This window comes from Vibrio rhizosphaerae (assembly GCF_024347095.1).
GTDB classification, from domain to species: domain Bacteria; phylum Pseudomonadota; class Gammaproteobacteria; order Enterobacterales; family Vibrionaceae; genus Vibrio; species Vibrio rhizosphaerae.
Map to the genome: position 1 here is coordinate 1,715,532 of NZ_AP024903.1, position 24,966 is coordinate 1,740,497.

Consider the following 24,966-nt stretch of genomic DNA (forward strand, 5'->3'; position numbering starts at 1 on the left):
AAGTGACAATGTCACTTTTTCTTGAGGTTCAGGAACGTGGCCGTTGTATATTCACAGCATTCAAAGATTTGGTTAGAAGCATATGGCATTAATGAGCATTCATAACGGATATCTGGCATTTGGCGACCATCCGTTGCTGGATCATATTGACTTTTCTCTGCAAGAAAACGAGCGGGTCTGTCTGGTTGGCAGAAATGGTGCCGGGAAGTCAACATTGATGAAAGTTCTCTGTGGAGAGGTTCATCTGGACGACGGCAAAATGACCGTGACACAGGACGTGGTGGTGTCCCGTCTGGAACAGGATCCGCCCAGAGATCAGGAAGGGACGGTATTTGAGTATGTTGCCGATGGTCTTGCTGCGGTTGGTAAACTGCTCCAAACCTATCAAGAATTATTAACGTTAGTTGAACACGACCCGAGTGAGAAAAATATTACCCGACTCGCACAAGTTCAGGAACAACTGGATCATAGTGGCGGCTGGCGTTTTGATGAACGGATTAAAAATGTTCTGGCCTCGTTAAATCTCGATGGACATACCTTATTAACGGATTTGTCTGGTGGCTGGCAGCGTAAGGCGGCACTGGCCCGTGCACTGGTTTGTGATCCTGACGTATTGTTACTTGACGAACCGACCAACCATCTGGATGTCACAACGATTGAGTGGTTGGAAAGCTTTCTGAAAGACTTCAAAGGTTCAATCATCTTTATTTCGCATGACCGGAGCTTTATTCAGTCAATGGCGACTCGGATTGTTGATTTGGATCGCGGACAACTCGCCTCGTTCTCTGCCAGTTATGAACAGTACTTAACTGAAAAAGAGGAGCTGTTACGCGTTGAAGAACTGCAAAATGCTGAATTTGACAAGAAGCTGGCTCAGGAAGAAGTTTGGATTCGTCAAGGAATTAAAGCCCGTAGAACACGAAATGAAGGGCGGGTGAGAGCTCTCAAGAAACTTCGTCAGGAACGCAGCGAACGACGTGATGTACAGGGCAAAGTGAACCTACAGCTGGATGATACGGTTCGCTCCGGGAAGATTGTCTTTGAAGCTGAAAATCTTTCGTATGAGATTGATGGTCGATGCATTATTGATAACTTTAGCTTTAATGTGATGCGGGGAGACCGAATTGCCTTGATCGGGCCAAATGGTTGCGGTAAAAGTACTCTGTTAAAATTGTTATTAGGGCAAATTCAGCCGACACATGGTCGCTTACATTGTGGTACAAAACTGGAAGTTGCCTATTTTGACCAGTATCGGGAGAAGTTAGATCCGGAAAAAACGGTCATGGACAATCTGGCCGATGGTAAACAGGAAGTGATGGTCGGTGGGCGTCCGCGTCATGCTTTAAGTTATTTACAAGACTTTTTGTTTTCTCCGAAACGAGCAAGAACGCCGGTGAAAGCGTTGTCTGGCGGAGAAAAGAATCGCTTATTGTTAGCCCGAATCTTTCTTCGTCCAAATAACCTGTTGGTACTGGATGAACCGACGAACGATTTAGATATTGAGACTCTGGAACTTTTGGAAGATTTACTTGCCAATTATCAGGGTACATTGCTTTTGGTCAGCCACGATCGTCATTTTGTAGATAATACCGTCATGACAAGCTGGATTTTTGAGGGCTATGGGCAGATTGAAGAATTTGTCGGCGGATATCATGATGCGCAGCAACAGCGTCAACAAGTATTCGCCGCGAGAAATGAAGTGATCAAGAGCCAAGCGTCAGCGCCGAATTTATCTTCGGAGCCGTCTGCAGGCGCTTCACTGAAAACAAATCCACCTGCGAAGGTGAATAAAGGTAAAAAATTATCTTATAAACAGCAACGTGAACTGGAATCACTTCCGGAACAGCTTGAAGTTTTGGAACAAGAAATCGCGACACTTCAGGCCCAGGTCAACGATGCTGACTTCTTTTCGCAGGGGGTGGAACAGACTCAACCCGTTTTGGAACGCTTGGATGCCGCAGAAGCCGAGCTTGAGGTGGCATTTAACCGATGGGAAGAGCTGGAAGCATTACAACAGGATAGTAAATCATAATGACACCGATTCAGACAAAAATATCATTTTTAGCCGTTTCCGTATTTGCAGCAACACAGGCTCATGCCGCTATTTATCAAGTGGTTGAAGTGACGCCGCCGGTTTCTTCGAATAGTTATCAAAGTGCCTTTGGTGTCGCGATTCAGCCGTCGACAAATGATAGTAATTCAGCCACTAATTTTAATAGTTGTTTTCTCGCCGGTTCAATCGGCGGGACGTCTTGTTCCGGTTTTACTCTTGCCGGAGAGACTCGGATTCAAAAAACAATGGCCGGTCAAGCTGTTGACGGGATGAGCTATCGAGAGGAAGCCCCATTCGGTATGGACAACGCGTTCTCTTATGCTCAGACCGAGAACGATATGAAAAATTACTGTAAGAGTGAGTTGCTTTACTCAACTTGTGATGCATGGGGAGAGTCCCATTGGGCGGAGTGGCAACGTGAGTTGAGCGGGGATAAAACCGTGAATGGCATCGCTTTTGTTGAGGGGAAATCCACTTTCAGTAGTCAAAATACCGTAATCAATAGCCTGACGACCAGTGAAGAGCCGGTTGGTATTCAACTTTCGACTGGAGATAGCCGTCAGACGGTCACCGCTTTGGCACCGGTTGCTCCGACGGGAACGTTTGATAAATCCCGGGCCTGGAAAACGGACGGTACTTTCACAGTCGGTAGTGTATCTGATAATCGGACCAATACTTTTGGGAACTATTACAGCTCTAATGCCGCGATTTGGGGCAGTGATGGTGTGGTAGTTAAAATTGGTTGGGGCCCTGGTGTCAGTCAGGAGAAAGATCAGCGTTTGGCTCAGGGCAGTATGCGTGATTTTGTCGTTAAGAGCGGAACCATCTACGGGATTGGTTACAATACCTACGATAGCGACAATAACTTTATGAATGCGACGGTCTTTAAAGTCGCTAGCAGTGCTTATGCAACAGCATCAAACTGGACTTCGACTGAGATTAATAACGCCAAGACCAAATCAGGTAATGACCGCATCTATAGTAATACCGTCTTAACTGCGGTTAACGACAATCTGATTGCGATTGGGGAAGCAAAACGAGCGGGAAGCCGACCATCCGGTGGTGCGGCGGCAAATCGGTTCTTTGTGGTGCCGGATGTCAGTGCTGCATCCCCGTCAGCGCAATTTATCTCTGACAATATTTCGTTTTCCGGCGCGGGTGGTCATGCCAATGCGATCAATAACTTTAACGAAATCGTTGGTCAGGTTGATACGGAGTCCAACCGTGAAAGTAGCGGTAAACCGCGCCGGAAGCGCGCTTTCATCTATCCGTATAACGGAACAGGCAGTAACGCTACACGCATGGGAATTTTCGCCAACCGAGCCTGGTTACTGGATGATTTGACCAATGGCGGTAATTTCTCTGCGAATAACAATCAGTATCGTATTCTGAATGCATCCGATATTAATGATGCCGGCGTGATTGCAGCAACTGCGATTAAGTGTAGTGGCGGATATGATTCAACTGCATACAATGCGACATGCGGCAATGGCGGGCAAGTAGAGACAACGGTTGCGGTGAAGCTGATTCCGATACAGAACGCAACCAGCAGTGATATCAGTGCCAGAGGGCAAGAATCCAGTTCAATTAAACGTAGTGGTGGTGCTTTGGGTAGCGCAGGTTTGACATTACTGAGTCTGCTTTGGTTCCGACGGAAACGATGAGTTTTGTCAATAATCGGAATGAATCACAGATTTTGATTTGCACGCATTTTGGTCTCTTTTTATGCTTGAGTCTGCTTCTTAATTGAGCGATTCTTAAAGACGTGGTCATAAAAAAGCCACATCGTTGTAACAGTAATCAGTTAATGAATCGTTAATGTATGAGGACTTTACTATGAAGAGACAAAAGCGAGATCGTCTGGGAAGAGCACAGTCTCAAGGGTACAAAGCGGGTTTAAATGGTCGTTCTGCTGAAGAGTGCCCTTACCAACAGATGGATGTTCGCTCCTATTGGATGGGCGGTTGGCGCGAAGCCAGAGATGATAAGAATGCAGGTCTCTATAAATAACGAAACATTCCACATACACTGAGAAAACAGCCCCTATAAACAGGGGCTTTATTGTTGGCCTCTAATGCACTATAACTAATGATTTGCATCAGAAAAAAACGGCTCGTCCACGAACCGCTTAAATAAAATAATAATTAGAAAGTTGATGTATCTTGGAACAGGCCAACTTTCAGATCTTTGGCAACATAAATTTCTTTACCATCCACTAAAACCCGGCCATCTGCGACACCCATAACCAGTTTACGATTGACGACACGTTTCATGTTGATTTCGTAAGTTACTTTTTTAGCAGTTGGCAGAATCTGACCGGTAAATTTAACTTCACCGACACCTAAAGCCCGGCCTTTACCTTTACCGCCAACCCAGCCTAAGAAGAAGCCGACAAGCTGCCACATCGCATCAAGTCCGAGACATCCTGGCATCACTGGGTCACCAGGGAAATGGCAGTCAAAAAACCATAGATCAGGAGTAATATCAAGCTCAGCCAGAATCAAACCTTTACCAAATTCACCTTCTGTCTCAGACATCTTGGTGACACGATCCATCATTAACATATTGGGAGCTGGTAATTGTGGATATCCTGGCCCAAAGAGTTCACCTCTGCTTGATGCCAGAAGGTCGTCACGATTATAAGATTCACGTTTATTTTGCATTATTTATTACTCCAAATATTAACAGCGAGCATGTTAGTGAAGCGGTGTATGTGAAACAACTCCGATCAGTAAAAATTCAGTCTATTTTTGAGTTTTTCCCATAAACTTTCCGGATTTTCTTCACGCTCGAATAATTCAATTCTTTCCGCTATTTTTTCAAGAACACTATTTTTTTCAAAGCCGTTATCCTTGTTGAGGACGACGTCTGTATCTTTTCGACGAAACGGTTTCCCCATAAGGATAGGAATCGCTTCATCGACGGTTGATACCGGCCAGATATGGAACTCTCCAGCTTGTATACTGCTCACCAGTGTATGGTGAAGTGCCAAATTCCTTAAATTAGTTTTCGGGAGAATGACACCTTGTTTGCCTGTTAGCCCTTGGTGGCAACAAACATGGTAAAACCCTTCGATTTTCTCATTCAGACCACCGACTGCCTGAACCCGGCCAAATTGATCGACCGCGCCCGTCACTGCAATCTGTTGATCAATGGCTATATTCGACAATGCACTCACCAGTGAACAGACCTCGGCTAGAGAAGCGCTATCACCATCGACCTCACTATATGACTGCTCAAATACAACGGATGCAGAATAGGGGAGTGGCGCATTCAATTCCAGAGCACTACTGACAAATGCCTGCATAATCATCATGCCTTTGGCATGAAGGTTTCCGCCTAGCTCGACTTTACGCTCGACATCACTGATATCGCCATCACCAAAGTGAACCACACATGAAATACGAGCCGGCTCTCCGTAAGAGACCGGGTGTCCTGCTATATCGATGACCGTTAAACCATTTACCTGACCGACTTGTTTTCCTTGAGTCTCAATCAATACCTGACCATTAAGGATATCACTCAGAGCACGTTCCGGCAGATAACTTTCGCGATAATAGCGTTTATCCAATGCAGACTGGATATGATAAGACTCAATGGTATGATTGCCCGCTTCAATTGTGGCTTCTTCCAGCAGACTACGGTGCCAGAATAGGCAAAGAGGTATGTATTGCTGATCTTCGGTTTGCCGGACGCCGGCAGTCAACAATAACCGAACCGCGTCTTCTGACAGAGCGGGGTAGCGGTAAGTTTGTAGTAACCATTTTAAGTAAGCGAAATAGTGGGTGAGGTTCTCCGGCTCGATCTTCATCTCCAGTTCAACCTCAGTATAAAGAGACAAGCCGCTTCGGATGTCGTCATCAATATAATCGACTGTTGCCAGCTGTTCGCGATCGCCGGATAAGATCAATTTGATATCGTAACGTTTCGCCCATTCATACTGAAGGGGGGATTTTTCATTACAGTTTAATGCCGAGACTTCTTCACCAAGTAAGACACCTTTCAGAATCGGCCAGCTATCTGCATTTTTGATCAGCCAGTTCGGCGAGAGAATAAGGTAACCGCCATCCGCTTTATCGAGTAAGCCGGAAACTTCGCTGACCAGGTGCCCGTCATCTGCCTTGACTGTTGTAAAAAGATGCTTCTTTTCAATCGATTCACTGGTAATCACCGGTACATTTTCCGGCAGTAAGGCTGAGAGGCTATTCTGGATAATATGGCGATAAACTGAATTGTCCGGTGCATGGATCACCAATAAGCGGCTCAGTCCTGTTAGCTCGGTAAAGCGACGCAGTGTCGATTGGAGCCGAGGCTGGGTTGACATAAAATCAGCAGGTTGAATTGATGGGTATTGTGCGAACTGTTTGCTGTAGTCGTCAAACTGAGGCGTTACGAAGCGCCATATATCATTTGTCATTGCATATTCAATATGAATTAAAAGATGAAAGATTATATAGAAAAAGTCACCTAGAAAACAGATTTGTGTCCCATTGATCAATGATCTATTTGCAGATACTCATATGATGGGTTACGCTGTCACTGCATCTAAAATGATTCCGCGTAAGACAAATAGGTTATCCCAAATGAAATACCAGCAACTTGAAAATCTGGAATGTGGGTGGAAATGGCAATACCTCATGCATCGGTATAAAGAGGGCATTCAGATCACTCGCTACATTGATAACAGTGAGATTGATCATGCCATTGCGTTACTGAGTCAGATTGAACATGAGCCCATCCATGTTTTGGAGTGGATCGAGCAACACATGTCCCCCGAACTGGATAACAAGCTGAAACAGGCTATTCGGGCAAAACGGAAAAGACATTATAACGCTGAACAAATTCACACCCGGAAAAAGTCAATTGATTTGGATTATCGCGTATGGGAAAAACTTGCCTTTCGTGCGAATGAATTAGGATGCACCTTATCTGAAGCGATTGAATATTTGCTCAGCGAAGCCTCTAAAACTGAAAAAGCGAGTCAGAAAATGAGCTCACTGAAAGAAGATTTAAATCGATTATTATCCGAATAATCAAGGAATTATCTAATGATGTACGTCATAATCATTGCTGCTGTTGTGATTTTCTGGTTGCTTGTTCTTGATCGGCCCGTGTTGTACGTTCATTTTAAAAAAGGCCAGTTGGTCAAAGTCAAAGGCCATTTACCAACGACTTTAAAGCATAACCTGACTGAAATTGGTCATCATTCGCCATTTGATGGAGACCTAAAAGCTTACCAACGTCGAGAGGGGATTCGGCTTAAATTTTCCTCCTCGATACCAAAGAGTGTTCAACAGCGGATTCGTAATGTATTCCCATTCAGCGGCCTGAAAAAATCGGGCATTAGTCAAAAAAATAAACACTAGATTGAATAAACCTGACCTCTGTTTGCAATTCCTTGATTATGAGCTAGATTTTATATTGCTTAACTAAAGGAATAAGAATAATAATGTCATGGTCCTGTCAAAAACATACACGAAGTACATCTACTTCATTTTTGGGGTCATTCTCTCGATGGCCTCAATGTCCTTCATTTTGATTACATTTCAGAATCAAAGAGATACGACTGTCGAAAATCACGCACAGTTTTTCTTTTCCAGCGCTGAACAATATTCTAAACTTTATGTAAGGCTCGTAAAAAACGTGCTTCAATCGATGCAAAAGAGTGAGGTTGTACATGATTATCTGACTCATTCGCAGCCTAGTCGTCCGCTGTTTCTTCGAGCTATGATTCGGCAACTGACACAAAGTTTTCCTGCAATTGAACAACTGGATATTTTAAATCGAAGCGGCGATACACGGGTTCGTTTTGTGAAATCGGCTGCGCCCGATAATCAAATTCAGTTTTCACCGCCTGACCAGGAATCGATCGTTCCTTATGTCCGGCAACTACGTCAAGCCAAACCGAATGATATCTGGTTTTCTCAGATAAGACAGCAATCAGGCCTCATCAGGACAGAGAAATTGATGTTGCAGGCAGGGTTGCCTATTTTCATGCATGGGCAATTGATCGGTGCTCTGACGATTCATCTTGATATGACCGAATTCTGGCAGAGCCTCTTTTTTCAACCGGATGCTGATATTTATTTACTGGATAAATACGGTCAGATTTTATATGGCAATCAAAGCTTAAACCATTGGGAGACTGATTTTCAGTCTGTTCCTCATACATCTCTGCCAACCGCTTTAGCAATGTGGAAAGCCTCTGGATTTTCTACATTTAGCTTATCTCATTTAATCCCCAGTCATGATGAATTAACGCTAGCGTACAGAATGCGAGGTGAGGCACCTTATCATAGCGATAATAATCTGTTATTGATTGCGATTATGGCAGTGGTTGCTCTTGCGATCCCAATTGGAGCGCTGATGATGTGGCATACGATTCAGCGTAAGATTATGTTAAATAAGCTGTCGGTTGAAAATCAGGCAAGTCTTAATATTATCGATCAATATATCCCGGTCATTTTTACCGATAAGCAGGGCCGAATCTTACGTTGTAATGATGCATTTTTAAAATTAACCGGTTATGCCAGACATGAGTTACTCGGACAGTCTTACGGTATGCTCAGCGATTCACTGGTGGTGAATCAAGTCTCTTTTTCGATGTTTAGAACACTATTACCCGGTAAGCAGTGGCAAGGTGAGCTCCACGGACAAACAAATCATGGAGATGAGCTGTGGTTACATACATCGATTATACCGAGGTTTGATAAACGCCAGAATCTGACCGGGTACATGGCTATCTTTACTGACAGGACTGACCGCAAGCAAGTCGAGCGAATGGCTGAAAGAGATCCATTGACCGGTATTTATAACCGGATGAAACTCGATGAGTTAATGAGAGAATATCTCGAACAGTCAGAAAAATCGGGACGTGAGTTTTCCATCATTCTGATCGATATTGATTATTTTAAAACGATCAATGATGAATACGGACACTTGGTCGGTGATAATACTTTGATTGAAATAACCCAGTTGCTACAGCAATCTTTGAATCAACCGAATGACATTGGCCGTTGGGGTGGTGAGGAGTTCGTCGTCATTTGTCCTCAATCTGACTATTTAGCCGCATTTCATATGGCCAATAAACTTTGTAGTATTGTTGCTCAACACCGTTTCAGACAGACCGGTCAAGTAACGATTAGTTTAGGCGTCAGCTCATCGCTTGGAAAAAATTCGGTCGCTGAATTACTGAATGAAGCCGATCAAGGGCTGTATGAAGCCAAAGATCGCGGACGTTGTCAGGTTGTCGGACGTATGAATAGTGAGCAACCTTTAGTATCAAATGCTCCCGTTGTAGAAACCGTGACAGGTGAAGCGAAGTTACTTATTTAATGATGCTCATTTGGCCGTTTAAGGTTAAATCGATATATACTGATGCACTATAACTAATAGAATGAATTAAAAAACCTTACACATATCTCCAATAAAAAATAGATAGCAACCCCCATAACCAACAAAACTAGCAAGCCTAAGGGCAACTGGTATGCAAAAAAACTGGGAATTCGACTGCGAATATAAATACTTTTTGCTTCCAGAATACTATCGATGAATCATCATCAGATGAGACGCTTGGGCTAACCATGTAGATAGCCATGATAATCCTCAGAAGACTGAAGCTGGGTATGACGACGACAGATAGCAGAGCCGCAAATTTCTGATTCAAGTCAGGCTGGCGGACGATGGTTTGTGTGTTTAGTGTTGCGGCGTTTGAAATACAGAACGACCAGCTTGGCAGATGTACCAGAAACAGCGTTAAGCTTACCAAGACATTGCAAGGAAACGATATGATTCGTACAAGGCATAAATGTGTATTTCTACATCTACAGAGTTGATAAAAGACGGCATCAGCAACAGGCTGTCACTCTCTCTTATAATTAAGTACGTATTATATATATTATGTTAAATATAATATTCGAGACGATTCAATGTGTTCATTCTCTATGCCCTAACTTCTTATTCATTCTCCCATCCTCTGAACGCCGATTTTGGAAAAACGATAACGATAAATATTGGGACGTTAAATCTGATTATGGCTTTCACTCTTGCAGCCTATCTTTGTGTTGTGAGAAGTTATGCGCCATCCCAAGTTATCATGTACGGCCGTCCACCGGTTCAGAATCGATGATGATGTGCATCCTCGTGATGATTGACAATCATCATCGATTCAAGCCTTGTCTGTCCTAACTAAATCCTTTCTTTTCTTGGCTGTCTTGGCTGTCTTGGCTGTTCACAAACCAGATTGAATTGAGTTGCGTGTTGTAAGCCGTCTTGCAGCTCATAAATACTTATCAGTTGATTATCCCATATTAAAAGTTAGTCTGTTTGTATCTTAACTTCTGGGACTTCTTGGCCTGTCCGGTTGATAGCTTTACGTAAACTTTTGAAATTATTTGTCCGGTTAATTAAATTTATTATTTAGCAATGAGAATTGGAGTAAATACTCCATAATAAATAGCATTTCAAAACAGGACAAATGATATGTAATCATATAAAACCCTCTCATAATAAGTCTTGGTATAAACTTTTTGTGAGAGTAAGTCGATATTAAAAAATGCCATAACCCCCAGTCTTCTGCTGATGCAAGATCAGAGACGTTCTCGATTTTATACCGTCATATATTCAAAAACGCTTGTGATACGATTTCGTATTGAAATGATAATCTCTTTCTTTTGATAAAAATGATACTAATTTTTTCATGGGCAACATTACAAAATGATTTTTTTCATCTATACTTGATTTGTTAAAGTATAAACTCTATTTTATTTTTACACTTTTATTATTTATATGTGCACTATTATAAGATGCGAGTCAAAGAAAATAAATAAAACACCCCTCATGTTGAACTGCAACACATACCTACCGTTTCCTGATTTTTTGAGAACTATATCTCATGTTGAAATTTTCAATAAATATTTCCAAATATGAAATGATTATTTTATGTTATTGATTTTGATTGAAAATAGTTGCTTAACAATTGTTCAGCAAATTGTTAGGCAATTATTTCTATCTTGATAGCGGCTCAGATTATGTGGTAACTATTTCCACGTAGAATAAAAAATGATTTAAATAATATTATTCTGACTTAAAAGTTTAATATTCTTGCTTTATAAAAATATTCATATAACCATCGCAATAGAATGGAAAATTATAAAAAATAAAAATCGAGGTATAGCGTCAAAAAAACCATAAATCATATTATTATCAATAATTGTTTTTTTTGATTCATAACTATAACAACGTCAGGGCTAGGTTCATGAGGCTTATTTTATCAAGCAGCTAATTATTAATTAAAATTGATCTGTATCAAAAGATATGGATTGAATGCTGTATGAATAATGCATCTCTTGAATATATAACGAGCTGAATAACCAGAATTACCGTCTTTCTATGGTCAGTGTCATATATGATTTTTAGAATGTATGGTTTCAGGAAAAAGTAAGTTACCCGCCCGATGAAGTTGTCCGCTTTGAACGATAATCTCCCATTATCGTTCGTGAAATAGGCTTTATAGAGGTAACTATCGAATGATTATTCAACGTATTTTCGCCGTACTATATATGCTTGCCGGCATTGCTAAACTTTTCCCTCAGTTTGAAGATGTCGTAGCAGAACTCCAAATAGCAGCGGTGGCAAATCAGGGAACTTGGTATGAAGGGATTTCCGCCTGGATTGGTACTCACGCTCAGTTCTTCAATCTTCTATCCGGCGCGATTCTCTTCGTTTCAGGATTGATTTTGCTACTAAATCCACCTTGGACAAAATGGATCATCTACGGTCAGCTCTTGATGATGGCTGTTTTTGTTACGATTTTGCACCGTTCACAACCTCAAGTCATATTACTCGATGCCGTCTTTGCTTTAGCTGCCCTGTACATGCTCCGCAACCAGTATCGACGCAAAACATCATTTCGCATTTTCCCTACGCAAGATTTTTCGCAGCTTCAATCCACGACCGAACAACCGAACCGGCCTCAAAATGGTGCCGCTTATGATGTTGTTATTATCGGTGGCGGCGTCGCTGGATTGACTGCAGCCAGTGAATTTGATCAGGAACGTGTCTTGATCGTTGAGAAAACGGCATCGTTGGGAGGAAATGCGCGTCATGAATCCTATCAGGGACTCAAACATCCTGTCGGCGGTGTCTGTTTTCAAGAGCCTCTCCCCGACTCTGAAATGATGTACATTCTGAAAAAAATCGGCTTGGATAAAAGCTACCGCTCTAACGCAGAAGACATGTTGGTTTTCTTCGATACGATGTTACTGATGCGTTGTTTGGGAGAAGTGATTGTCGGCTTCCTCAAAAAACCGGCTTTTCTGCTCAAGCCGGAAGTCTGGGGACTCACCTGTCAGCTCTTTGTGAACGCCATCATTGGTAAACCGTATGTGAGCTCATCAAAACAACTCGGTGATCCAACATTTGCTGAGCTCTATCGCTTTCTGGATCGATTTGCTCCCGGAACCCGACTCTACCCTCAAATGCCCTGGAGTGAAGAAAGTGGCTGGCCTCGGGAAGAAATGGAACTGCTGGATAATATTTCTCTCTACACTTATCTGTTTGAACCTGAAAAAATTGCCCACTTCCCTCAACATCTGCGTCCGCCCGTCCTTGGCAAATTAGTTGAAAATGCGATTCGGGTTGCGCTGCGGGTTGAATGTTCTGATCTCAACGATGTTTCTGCTTATGCCGGCCTTTACTTCCTCATCGGTTATTTACGCGGCAATCTGATGGCTCTGCCCGGAGGAAATGGTGGTATCAGTGAAGGATTATGTCGTTACCTTGATGCAAAAGAAAATGTGACTATGGTGACCGATGCCACATTGGAAAACATCAACCAACTTGCTGAAGATCATGCCGAGTTACAACTGATGGTGGGCGGCCAAGTGATAGAGGTCAATACCCGGCAAGTCATCTGGGCGGCACAGAAAAGCGCCATTATTCCCCATGTTCCAAGCCTGCCAAAGTCTCAGGTTGAAGCCATTCAGAGCATTTGTTACGAAGATTACTATATGGCCAGTGTCCTGTTATCCAAACCGGTTCTCAGTCACGCGTTTGGCGGGTATATGATCGAACCTGAGTACGCTTCGGTGAATGAACCGTACTACTGGTGTAAACCCGGCACTTGTCTGGTCGCGAACTGGATGGATCCTGACAGTCATGCTGAAGTCGGAGTGCTCTCACTACTGATGCCGACAACACGGCCGGAACGCAAAGGGCGTGATGCTTACGGAAAATTCAGATCGCTGCAAAAACAGACTCATTTTGAAATATCCAAACTTCTGACCAACATCGGTATCAATCCGAATGTGATTCAGGATATCAAACTCTGGCATTGGTCCGGCGGTCTGGTCACTGCGGTTAAAGGACATCATAGTCGTGGCATATTCAAGACCGCAGGGCAGCCATTTAAATGTATTCAGTTTGCCAATCAGGACAGTGTCGGTATCGGTAATATTGAAGGTGCGGTTTTCTCTGGCCTGAAGGCAGCTAAAGCCGTTAAGCAACAACTAAAGGTGCAAGCTTCTCAGCCGGATACAAGCCTCTCTCAACATCAAACTGAAGATTCTCTAGCAGGAGCAGCACTATGACGGATGCACATATCGTTGTCGGGATCTCCGGTGATCAGCAACTCGCTCATCAACATCTGGGGGGAAAAGGTTATTCGCTGAACCACTTAGTTCATGCAGGACTGCCCGTTCCGGTCGCTTTTTGTGTCACCGCGGATGCTTATCAGCAATTCATTCGGGAAACACTCCCCGCGCCACTGCTTGAATCCGGAGAAATGGCGCAGGTACGAGAGACCATTCTCAATGCAGACATCCCGGAATCCATTAAACAGGCGATCCAACAAGCCTATCAGGATTTGGGTGAGAATCCCCGTATTGCGGTACGCTCATCCGCACTGGATGAAGACGGACAATCTCAGTCATTTGCAGGTCAGTACGAAACTTATCTGCATGTTCAGGGGATTCAAGACGTCTTGCAGAAAGTTCGTTCCTGCTGGGCATCGCTTTGGGCTGACAGAGCGGCTCATTATCGCCAAGGACATGCTTCCGAAAGTGCTATCGCAGTGGTTTTACAGGAGATGGTCGATGCAGATGCAGCCGGTGTCATGTTCACTTGTGATCCACTGTCCGGCAATCAAGATCATATTGTCATCGATAGCTGCTGGGGATTGGGTGAAGGGGTCGTTTCCGGTCAGGTCACAACCGATAGCTTTACCCTCGACAAGCAAACTGGTCACGTCATTGCCCAGGAGATCCGTCACAAACCCCACTATTGTCAGTGTGACGAAAAGGGACATGTTACCATCCTGCCAACGCCGGCCGCATTACAAGAAAAACCCAGTCTGACACCGGAACATTTGAGTGAGCTGAAAGACCTTGCGCGTCAGGCCCGATTAATTTACGGCACCGATTTAGATATTGAATGGGCAGTCAAAGATAACAAAGTTTGGTTACTGCAGGCTCGGCCGGTCACCACCGAGGCAAAAGAAGCGACCGTTATTTACGCAAACCCTTGGGAATCCAGACAAGCCGTGAAAGATGGCGCCCTGTTCTCCCGGATGGATACCGGTGAAATTGTAACCGGCCTGATGACCCCACTGGGCCTATCATTTTGTGAATATTATCAAAAGCATATTCACGGTCCTGCCATTCAGAAAATGGGGATGGCAGATATTTCAGACTGGACCATCTACATGGGCTACATTCAGGGACACGTCTATCTGAATATTTCCGGATCGGCCCATATGCTCAGACAGTGTCCGCCGACTCGTGATGAGATGAAATTTACCACCCGTTATGCGACCGACGATATTGACTTTACTCACTATCAGAATCCTTATGGCCCCGGCGTTCAAGGGTGGGATTATGCCAAAAGTGCCTGGTATTGGCTCAAACAGCAGATTCATAATGTCCGTCATGCTCCAAAAATTGTTGAACGAATGATTGCTCTGCGTCAGCAAGAAACACAGCGTTTTCTGGCCTTGGATTTCAGTAAAATGACGCTGGCCGATCTCAATCGTGAATTGGACCGTGCCGATCAATATTTTCTGGAGAGTTGTGCCGCTTATATGCCCTTCTTCCTGCAATCTTTTGCGCTGTACGATGCATTAACGGAAACCTGTGAGACGTATTTGGGCGATAAAGGTAATGGCCTGCAAAATCGGATTAAAGCGTCGATGAATAATCTACGGACGATTGAAGTCACGCTTGGTATCCTCAAACTGGTTGATACCATCAATCAACAACCGAAGTTAAAGCAACTGTTTGACCGCTATGAAGCGAATGAACTGGTTGAACACCTACAGAAAGATCCTGACGGTCAAGCTTTCTGGCATGGGCCGTTTGAAGCATTTTTATTTGAATTCGGCTCCCGGGGAAGACAAGAGTTTGAACTCAGCATTCCACGCTGGCGTGATGACCCAAGTTACTTACTACAAGTGATGAAGATGTATCTCCAGCATCCGGTTGATTTACAGAAGAAATTACAAGAGACGGAAAGTCTCCGTCATCAGGACAGTGAACAACTACTGAGCGGGTTGCCCCGAATGGGACGATTCAAGCTGAAAATGCTGATGAAACTCTATGGTGTGATGGCGGAACGACGCGAAGCAACGCGTCCGACATTTATCACTGAAACATGGTTCTATCGCCGAATCATTCTTGAAGTGCTGGGACGCCTGGAAGCACAGAACATCGTGCGCCGTGAGGATCTACCTTATATCGACTTTCAGCGTTTTCGGGATTATGTCGCCGGCCGGATATCTGCCGATGAAGCATTTGATCCCGAATTACTCAATCAAAATCGTCATCAACACTTATTGAATCTCCATGCGGATGAGCCCCCAATGGCAATCATCGGAGGATACACGCCACAGATCAAAGTGTCAGATACGGACGATAATCCGGATCAATTAAAAGGTTTAGCCGCCAGTCCGGGACAGGTTGTTGCCAAAGCCCGGGTTATTACCGACTTGCAGACCCAAGCCGGAGAATTGCAGCCCGGTGAAATTTTGGTCGCAAAATTTACTGACGCCAGTTGGACTCCGCTCTTTGCGTTAGCCGGTGGTGTGGTCACCGATATCGGCTCTGCCCTCTCCCATAGCTGTATTGTGGCGCGTGAATTCGGAATTCCGGCAGTGGTAAATCTGAAAACGGCAACGCAACAGATTCAGAGTGGCGACACGCTGATTATTGATGGTGATAACGGACACGTCAGGATCCAGCGTCAGGAATCATAAGACAAACGAATCAACGACTCCGGTGACAGCACGCCTGTCACCGTCCACAACATGATTCAACACATAACATCGAATCATCACTGATGACTCGACGGGGATTGCTACGTTTTTTAACCGGGCAACGGCGGTATTTTTGCCTACAGATCGCCCCCTACAAACATGTACACATGCGAGTTGGATGACTCCCATGATTTCAGCGAAAACAAGGAACCGATCCATGATAGGACAAGCAACAAACGCTTCCGGCGCCTTATATGAGCAGTTTTGGCAAGCCAGTCACGAAGAACAGTCTCAGAGAAAACTGGATACGATTACTGTCGGTGTGATTGTCGTCACTCAAGATCCTGCCTTTTTTCAGACTGGCCTGAGTGTATTGAATGATATCCGGGATTATTCATTTAATCAGGTCCACATCCAGTCAGACCTGCCTTTGCAGCTACTCGACTTATCATATGATGAGCTCTATCTGGAGACGCGTGGTAAAGCCATTCATTTTCTCAAAGAGCAGAAAAAAGCCATCAATATTCAGGTTATTCAGTGCAGCAGTCTGGCTGAAGCTACCGGAAAAATCGTGTATTCCCATGCACTGGAAGAACAATCGGCATTTCAGGTGGGAATGCTGTTTTACGATCAAGCCTCTTTAGGGCAAAGCGATGATCAGATCGAGAAAATCGACCGGGATCTGGATGCATTCTATTGCGCCATGCAAAAAACGGGGATTCCTGCGTTTTATACCACGTTTTCTACGGTGACATTTATTCGTAGTCTGCGTTCCCCTTGTCGTTATCTGCCACAGCAATACCGGGAGATTGTACGTTCTCAGGATCCGCAAGTTTTCCAGACCGAGCTTCTTTGTCTGTGGATGGATTTCTTTGAAATGAACTACGCCAATCGCCGGGTAAAACCTGAAGGTGCCGCGGCACTCCACAATACTCTGGCGGATCAACTGATCCGATTCTTCGAGGATGTAACCCCGGATCGGTGGCTGTTCTCCTACTACACCGGTTCAATCGTTTCCAATCTGATTGGTTATCTGGATAAACATGCACAGGCGCATGGTGCCTTAACCCTGCGAGGTCCGAATGAACATGCCATCGCCTGTGGCGCCATCGCCAACTGGCAACTTTATCGGATGCCATTTCTCGGTGTCGTGACGTCCGGCATGATGGATGAATTCAAAGGAACCTTAGCCAATCTGCGGGAAACGGCAGCCAAAGGTATTTTGGTCGTTGCCGAAAACCGGACGAACCAGTGGTACAGTTTTCAGGGGACGCTGACGCCGACAGAAGACATGCGGGAAGTCCTGCAAGCCCGGCGAATCCCACATGTTTACATTCATGATGTCAGTCAGATGACGGAAGGACTGACGGAAGTCTTCCGGCTTTATCATCTTAATCAGGGGCCGGTGGTGTTACTCGCCACTCAGAATGTACTGGAGTCCAGCCTGCCCTTGGATCATGTGGTCAGTGATGTCTCCACCCTGCCGATTCAATCCTCAGATACCGCGTTGGTATCCGGTGAAGCATTTGATCAAGCGATGCAACTGATCAACGCCGGGCCGGAAAAACTGATCTGGCAATTAGGGCCGGTGACTGATGATGAATACGCCTTGATTCATGAGATCGCTGACGAGGCTGGGATCGCGTTGGTTGATTCATTAGCACACCCCGGTACGGCACCGAAATACTATCAGGGGAAATTAAACCCCCACTATCTCGGCACACTGGCAATCTACGGTTATAGTCCGCGCGTCTATAACTTCATGCATACCAACGATAAGATCAATCCACTCCATGAACAGAGTCTGTTCATGATCAAAAGCCGTGTCGCACAAATTACCACGCCCTTCTCCGATGGTCGCTTAGAAAACAAGGTTCATCTTGTGCAATTAACCCATGATGAACGTCATTTATCGCCTTATGCCAACCTCCATCTTCATATGGACTGTTTGACTTTCCTCAAGGCGGTCAAAGCGAACCTCAATGTCAGTGACAGCCTGCGGGAAAAACGTCAGGCACTGATTCGTGCTTATCTGGACTCGCCGTCAGACGTGGTCAGTCGTTTACCAACACTGCCGATGTCACCAAACTATTTCTTCTCGCAACTCAATCGGGTGATTGAAGACTTAATTACGACTCAGTCATACGACTATACCGGCGTTTATGATGTGGGTCGGTGTGGCATTTCTGCGGTCAGAAATGTCGCCAGAACCCGCCGCGGATTTTCCGGCTGGTACGGCCGGGCGCTGATGGGCGATGCATTAATGGCAACCAACTATCTGGCGCACACCAGTCCGACCCATGTGATTGCCTTCATTGGTGACGGGGCGAAAGGCATTGTGCCTGATATGTTGCCGGCATTTATCGACAATATTCTTACTCATCCGGATTCGCTGAATAAAAGCATTACCGTGTTCTATTTATGCAACGGTGGATTATCCGTCATTAATACCTATCAGGAACGTATTCTCTTTAACCGGACATCCCGACAGATGCGCCTGATGAATCTCGATCAACCGGCATTCGAACAGACCATCAATGACTTTCAGATCAAAAATCAAACCCTGACTCATTTTGATGAAACGGTCATCCGTGATGCGCTGACGAGTCCGAAGCGACTCAACTTATTTTCTGTGGTACTCGGCCATAACAATGAAGGGGATGGTATCTCACTGGCGACCGCCAAAGGCTGGCAGCGCGATCCCTGCGATAAAGAAACATTACAACAACGTACAGCGGCTGCCAGTCCATCTGAGTCTGCCAGTCAATCATTCGACCAAATTCAAGCAAAGGAAGTCACATCATGAAGTTCGGGTTCATTGCTCATCCAACATCGGTTGGTTTAAAACGTTACGTCAAAATGCTGGATCTGCTGCAGCGTAGTTCCAATGAGCTCCACAGTGGTTACAACCGAGCGTTATGGCATAAAGAAAACCTCGTGCCATTTATGAACTTTGCCCGGATCACTTCTGCAACCGGGGCGACTTGTGAAGGGATAATTCGCTATATGCCGTTGGTTGCCGACGAAATGTTGGCAGAGCCACGCGTGATTGCCCAACGGGTACTACAAGGTATTGAAGAGCTGGTAGAAGATGGTGCAGAGCTGGTCGGTCTGGGCGGATTCACGTCAATTGTTGGCCGACGCGGCGAAGCTACGGCGGAAAAATCACCGGTTCCGGTGACCTCAGGGAATTCATTGACAACGTATGCCGGTTATCGGGCCCTCCGTCAGATTACCGAATGGCTGGATATCAACCCGGAGAAAGAGCCGATTGCTATTGTTGGCTACCCGGGATCAATCTGTCTGGCTTTGAGTCGGTTATTGTTGGCTGAAGGTTATTCACTCTATCTGCTTCACCGTGCCAGTCACAAAGATCAGGCCGAGTTACTCAGTCACTTACCGGAACAATATCACCACCGTGTCACACTGACCGGTGATCCGGAGACGCTTTATCAGTCATGCCGTTTATTTGCCGGTGCCACCTCTTCCGGCGGTATTATCGAAACGGCTCGTCTCCAGCCCGGTTCGATATTTATTGATATCGCTCTGCCCCGGGACGTTGATACCGATGTCCGCCCGCAGCGGGAAGACATTCTGATCATCGACGGCGGTTGTGTCACCGCGACCGATGCCGTCAAACTCGGTGGTGAATCATTAAACGTGACCATCAAGCAACAGTTAAACGGCTGTATGGCCGAAACCATTGTATTGGCTTTGGAAGGACGCCGGGAAAAATTCTCACTCGGTCGCTATCTGCCACCGGAAAAAGTACTCGAGATCGGTGAAATTGCCGAAAAACACGGATTTTATGCCTATCCGCTCGCGTCCTTTGGTGAACGTCTCGAACGGCAGCAAGTCACCAATCTCAAACGCTATTACCACCACGACATTTACGAACAGACGGCTAATAACTCGTCCTCGGCACAATTAGCCTTTATTGATGGATTAATGAATCAAACTGCTGAACGTGAAGACACGCTGGATCGTTATCGTCAGTACATCAATCCCATGATGGTTGATTTTCTCCGGTTACAGCATTGTGACAATGTGTTCCAACGGGCATCCGGGACCACATTATGGACAGCAGACGGAACCCAGTTTCTGGATATGGTCGCCGGATATGGCTGTCTGAGCCTCGGTCACAACCCGCAACCACTGGTGAAGGCATTGAAAGACTACCTCGATGCACAAGGACCAAACTTTATTCAGTATATTTCGATTCCAGAACAGACTGCCAAACTGGCTGAGCTGCTCTGTTATCTCGCTCCCGGCAACATGGGGCGCGTCTTTTTCAGCAACTCAGGTACGGAAGCCGTTGAAGCGGCGATCAAAATTGCTAAAGCATCAACGGGTAAACCGGGCATTGCGTATATCAACAACAGTTATCACGGTAAAACCCTTGGCGCCCTGTCACTTACCGGCCGTGACAAACACCGCCGCTATTTTAAACCCCTGTTAGAAAATATGGTGGAAGTCCCCTTCGCCGACCTCGACGCATTAGAAGCCGCAATCCGACGTGATGATGTCGGTGCGCTGATTCTTGAGCCGATTCAGGGCGAAGGTGGCGTGCACCTGTTCCCGGAAGGATATCTGCAACGAGCTCAGGCACTCTGTCGGGAAACCGGAACGCTGTTGATGGTCGATGAAGTTCAGACCGGGCTTGCCCGCACCGGCAAATTATTTGCCTGTGAGTGGGACAATCTGGAACCGGATGTTCTGATGCTCTCGAAATCCCTTTCCGGCGGACTGGTACCGATTGGCGCAACCTTGTGCCGTGCAGAGCTGTGGCAACGCGCTTATGGCACCGCTGATCGTTTCTTGGTTCACAGCTCAACATTCGGTGGCGGTAACGTCGCTTCTGTGGTTGCCCTCAATGCGCTGCGGGAGCTGGTTGCACAAGATCTGCCGACGCGAGCGGCCAAGTCCGGTCAATATCTCAAACAAGCTTTGGAAGAGATCGCGGCCCAATATCCGTTTATCAAAGAAATTCGCGGGCGTGGACTGATGCTGGGCATTCAGTTCGAGCAATCTTTTGCCGGCGCGGTTGCTGCATCGGCGCGTGAGTTTGCGACACGCCTCCCCGGAGACTGGCACACCACATGGAAGTTCTTACCGGATCCGGTCCGTGAACATCTCCAGATCGCGATGACACGTATGGAGCAATCACTGGGTGAAATGTTCTGTATGAAGTTTGTCACCAAGTTGTGTCTGGATCACAACATTCTGACATTTATCACCGCGAACAGCTCAACCGTCATTCGTATTCAACCGCCGTTGATCATTGAGCAGGAAGAGATGGAACGGTTTGTGGCTGCGTTTGCAGATGTCTGTGAAGAACTCTCGACATTTATGAACTGAGCGCTGAATTCCCCGATGGAATTCGAGCGTTGAAATTAACTGAACACCGATAAAGGAATTTTTCATGACACTCACGAAACAAGATGCCGTTAATCAGATGATGGGCTTTTTTCAGGCGAAAACACTGACAGCCGCTCTAGATTTAAAATTATTCGATCATTTACATCATCAAGATTTGAGCGCTCAGATGGTTGCTGACAAACTTAATAGTCCGCTGCGCTCCGTCGAACAGATGCTGATCGCACTACGTGCGATGGGCTATTTGGAAAAACAGGGCGAGAGCTACCACTTGCCACAGGAACACGCTTCATTTCTGGTCAGCAGTGAGCCAATGTGGCTGGGATGGTTAGGCCGTCATATCGATACCTTCTTATACCCATTGTGGGGAGAACTAAAAACCGCAGTCATCAGTGATAGCAATCAACGTCAGGCAGTATTTGGCGATAACCGGAGCTGGTTCGATATCCTCTATCAAAATCCGGATGATGTCACTGACTTCCAGGAGTTTCTGGGAAAGTTTGCCGCACCATTCATTGAAGGATTTATCCAAGGCTACGATTTTGCTCAACACCATTCATTTCTCGATATCGGCAGTGGTATCGGCACATTGCCAATTGCTGTCGCCGAGAGTTATCCCGACATTAATCTGACAATTTGCGAGCTGCCTCAGGCGTGTGCTTTTTTGCGCGATCGCTTAGCCGTCCAAGGTTATGGCGACAGAATCAACGTGATTGAAGGTAATGTGATTTCCGGGAAACTGGCGTTACAGGATCACGATTTGATTCATTTAGGCTGGATGCTTCATGACTACGCCCCGGAAATTCAGCTGACTATCCTGCAAAACATTTATGACGCAATGCCAGCCGGCGGACGCTTCATGGCATCTGAAACCCCACTGAATGATGAGAAGTCAGGGCCTGAATTTACCGCCCTGCTCTCACTCAATATGCTGGTTTCAACCGATGGCGGCATTGAAAGCAGTACCGAGGAATATCTGGAACGCTTCCGGACCGTCGGTTTCGAAAATGTTCGGATTATCGAACTGTCTGGCCCCCGGACTCTCATCTGTGGTGATAAGCCTCAATCAACCCATCAGTAAGGAGCGCATGATGTTAACGAACCAATTAATCCAGCATATCGCCCAACAGTTTCTTGACGGAGAGACTGATGGCTTAGACAGCGAAACGCCATTATTTGAGCTGAATATTGTTGATTCTGCCGCAATTTTTGATCTGGTCGATTTTTTAAAGAATCAAGCTCAGGTCGAGATCAAAATGCAAGATATCTACCCGGAAAACTTTGCATCCGTTGCCGCGATGGTTGCGCTGGTCGAACGGTTAAAGGCGAATCAAACTGAAGGAGAAAACGTATGACCGAACATAACCAAGCAGCATCTGAGGCACTACAGCAATTCATTCTGCAAACCTTTTCCACCATCACCGAATATCCGGTGGATGCCTTGCCATTAACGAGTCACCTGGAAAATGATTTAGGGGTTGATTCAATTGCTTTAGCGGATATTGCCACCACACTGACCAAACAACTTCAGCTTGCAACACCTCTGGCGACAGATAAGCTGGATACGCTTGCAGATATTGTCGCTGCGATTGCATCCACGACATATCAGTTACCGACGGCAACGTCTGCGGCCAAACCAACTTCAGACACACATTGGCTGGATGACATGATTTGTCAGGTTTTCGCAAGCCATAGTGGTTATCCGGCGGACTCTCTGACGATGAGCGCTCAGATCGAAAATGATTTAGGGATTGATTCAATCAATGTGCTTGAGGTTCAGAGTGAACTGCTGACCATGCTGGGACTCGATCCGAAACTCACCTTACCCAAAGCCGAAACACTGGCAGCGATGAAAGCAGCACTTGTCAGTCAACTTCCGCACAATGGTGAAGGCTATCAACCCCCGGTGAGCGTAACAGCAGAAGCGACCCCAACCTGTGACGAAGACGATCCATACGCGCACCTTGCGCTGTCTTCAGCCGCTGATCGTCAACAAATCGGTGACCCGCGAACCATGCGCGATTTCGTCGGAATTCAACACCCGGATTTATTTCACAAAGCCCGAGAATTCCGTAAGTTCTACCATGAAAAACGGGATAATCAGCTTTACTGGTATGGGATGCCGCTAGAAACACCGTGTAAAAACCGCGCAGTGATTTTTGATGAAACAACCGGGAAAAGCCGCGAGTTTCTGATGTTTGGCTCAAACAGCTATCTGGGATTATCCAGTCATCCGGAAGTCATTCAAGCCATTCAGGATGCCGCCGGTCTATACGGTGCCACCAATACCGGCTGTCGGATTATTGCCGGTAGTAACATGTTGCACTTGGAGCTGGAACGTAAACTGGCAAAACTGAAAGGCCGGGATGACTGTATCGTTTATCCGTCCGGTTATTCAGCCAACCTCGGTTGTATTTCTGCCCTGACCAGTAAACATGATCTGGTGTTTACCGACTCGATTAACCATATGAGTATTCAGGATGGCTGTAAACTGGCGGGCGCTCAGCGCAAAATTTACGATCACTCGCTGACCAGTCTGGAAAAATCGTTGGCGAAATATGCCGATCATCCGGGCGGAAAACTGATTGTTACCGACGGGGTGTTCAGTATGCACGGGGATATCGTCGATCTGCCGCGTCTGGTTAAACTGGCTGAGCGTTACGGGGCGAAAGTGCTGGTTGACGATGCTCACTCAACCGGCGTGTTAGGGAAAACCGGCTCTGGTACTTCCGAACACTTCAATATGAAAGGTCAGGTTGATCTCGAACTGGGCACCATGAGTAAATCCCTTTCCGGCCTTGGCGGATACGTGTGTGCCGATGGAGACGTGGTCGAGTATCTCCGTTTTTATTCCAACTCTTATGTCTTTGCTGCAACCATCCCTGCCCATGTGGCTGCGGGTGTGATTGCATCCATCGATATCATGCTGCGCGAACCCGAGCGGCTGACTCGCCTGTGGGATAACATTTACTATTTCCGGACACGTCTGCTCAATGCCGGATTTGATCTGGAAAATTCCGATTCAGCGATTATCCCGGTTGTGGTCGGTGATGATGCGAAAACCTTGTTATTTGGCCGCGCGGTCAGAAAACGGGGAATGTACTGCCAGACTGTCGTCTTCCCCGGCGTCAGTGTCGGCGACGCCCGGTTACGGATCAGTGTCACCAGCGAACATACCCGGCAGGATCTCGATGAGGCTTACCAAATTCTGGTTGATTCAGCCCTTGAGGTCGGCGTGCCTGTGGCTGACACGGCACGGAACCGGGAAAAAGTTGCCATCGCGGAGGCATAA

Annotated in this window: 15 protein-coding genes; 13 read left to right on the forward strand and 2 right to left on the reverse strand. The window is 46.0% G+C overall.

What is annotated here, in order from left to right:
* Window positions 1-82: 82 nt before the first annotated feature.
* From OCV37_RS07335 to rmf, 3 genes are all read left to right on the forward strand, one after another.
* Window positions 83-2,032 (forward strand): ABC transporter ATP-binding protein, encoded by a 1,950-nt coding sequence (locus tag OCV37_RS07335; RefSeq protein ID WP_038179368.1) that lies wholly within the window; start codon window positions 83-85, stop codon window positions 2,030-2,032.
* Window positions 2,032-3,717, forward strand: coding sequence for a DUF3466 family protein (locus tag OCV37_RS07340; RefSeq protein ID WP_038179366.1), 1,686 nt, complete (start codon window positions 2,032-2,034; stop codon window positions 3,715-3,717). The genes OCV37_RS07335 and OCV37_RS07340 overlap by 1 nt, the downstream gene beginning before the upstream one ends.
* 172 nt (window positions 3,718-3,889) lie before the next feature.
* The gene (gene rmf, locus OCV37_RS07345) at window positions 3,890-4,063 is read left to right on the forward strand and encodes a ribosome modulation factor (protein ID WP_027694189.1); all 174 of its coding nucleotides are present in this window, start codon (window positions 3,890-3,892) and stop codon (window positions 4,061-4,063) included.
* 134 nt (window positions 4,064-4,197) lie between these two features.
* Here the strand turns inward: rmf and fabA are convergent, their stop codons facing one another.
* Window positions 4,198-4,716 carry a bifunctional 3-hydroxydecanoyl-ACP dehydratase/trans-2-decenoyl-ACP isomerase gene (gene fabA, locus OCV37_RS07350; RefSeq protein ID WP_021020321.1) on the reverse strand — a complete coding sequence of 173 codons (519 nt, stop codon included), beginning with the start codon at window positions 4,714-4,716 and terminating at the stop codon, window positions 4,198-4,200.
* A gap of 65 nt (window positions 4,717-4,781) precedes the next feature.
* Window positions 4,782-6,470 (reverse strand): S16 family serine protease, encoded by a 1,689-nt coding sequence (locus tag OCV37_RS07355; protein WP_038179364.1) that lies wholly within the window; start codon window positions 6,468-6,470, stop codon window positions 4,782-4,784.
* Window positions 6,471-6,636: 166 nt separating this feature from the next.
* On the opposite strand from OCV37_RS07355, the gene matP reads away from it, so the two are divergent.
* The 10 genes from matP to OCV37_RS07405 all read left to right on the forward strand — a co-directional run bounded on the left by matP (window position 6,637) and on the right by OCV37_RS07405 (window position 24,966).
* Window positions 6,637-7,086, forward strand: coding sequence for a macrodomain Ter protein MatP (matP, locus tag OCV37_RS07360; protein WP_038179362.1), 450 nt, complete (start codon window positions 6,637-6,639; stop codon window positions 7,084-7,086).
* A 15-nt stretch (window positions 7,087-7,101) separates the two neighbouring features.
* Window positions 7,102-7,419: a DUF3634 family protein gene (locus tag OCV37_RS07365; RefSeq protein ID WP_038179360.1), complete on the forward strand. Its 318-nt coding sequence runs from the start codon at window positions 7,102-7,104 to the stop codon at window positions 7,417-7,419.
* A 289-nt stretch (window positions 7,420-7,708) separates the two neighbouring features.
* Complete coding sequence (locus tag OCV37_RS07370) at window positions 7,709-9,388, forward strand: sensor domain-containing diguanylate cyclase (protein ID WP_169739352.1); 1,680 nt, start codon at window positions 7,709-7,711, stop codon at window positions 9,386-9,388.
* A gap of 2,192 nt (window positions 9,389-11,580) precedes the next feature.
* Window positions 11,581-13,641 carry a DUF6041 domain-containing protein gene (locus OCV37_RS07375; RefSeq protein WP_051680411.1) on the forward strand — a complete coding sequence of 687 codons (2,061 nt, stop codon included), beginning with the start codon at window positions 11,581-11,583 and terminating at the stop codon, window positions 13,639-13,641.
* Complete coding sequence (locus OCV37_RS07380) at window positions 13,638-16,298, forward strand: PEP/pyruvate-binding domain-containing protein (protein WP_038179356.1); 2,661 nt, start codon at window positions 13,638-13,640, stop codon at window positions 16,296-16,298. Before OCV37_RS07375 ends, OCV37_RS07380 begins: the two co-directional genes overlap by 4 nt.
* A gap of 217 nt (window positions 16,299-16,515) precedes the next feature.
* Window positions 16,516-19,104 (forward strand): biosynthesis protein PigD, encoded by a 2,589-nt coding sequence (locus tag OCV37_RS07385; RefSeq protein ID WP_051680407.1) that lies wholly within the window; start codon window positions 16,516-16,518, stop codon window positions 19,102-19,104.
* Window positions 19,101-21,656: an aminotransferase class III-fold pyridoxal phosphate-dependent enzyme gene (locus OCV37_RS07390; RefSeq protein WP_038179352.1), complete on the forward strand. Its 2,556-nt coding sequence runs from the start codon at window positions 19,101-19,103 to the stop codon at window positions 21,654-21,656. The genes OCV37_RS07385 and OCV37_RS07390 overlap by 4 nt, the downstream gene beginning before the upstream one ends.
* Window positions 21,657-21,720: 64 nt before the next feature.
* The gene (locus tag OCV37_RS07395; protein WP_038179351.1) at window positions 21,721-22,755 is read left to right on the forward strand and encodes a methyltransferase; all 1,035 of its coding nucleotides are present in this window, start codon (window positions 21,721-21,723) and stop codon (window positions 22,753-22,755) included.
* Window positions 22,756-22,762: 7 nt separating this feature from the next.
* On the forward strand, window positions 22,763-23,029 hold the full coding sequence (locus tag OCV37_RS07400; RefSeq protein WP_261888138.1) for an acyl carrier protein: 267 nt from the start codon (window positions 22,763-22,765) through the stop codon (window positions 23,027-23,029).
* The gene (locus OCV37_RS07405; RefSeq protein WP_038179349.1) at window positions 23,026-24,966 is read left to right on the forward strand and encodes an aminotransferase class I/II-fold pyridoxal phosphate-dependent enzyme; all 1,941 of its coding nucleotides are present in this window, start codon (window positions 23,026-23,028) and stop codon (window positions 24,964-24,966) included. The genes OCV37_RS07400 and OCV37_RS07405 overlap by 4 nt, the downstream gene beginning before the upstream one ends.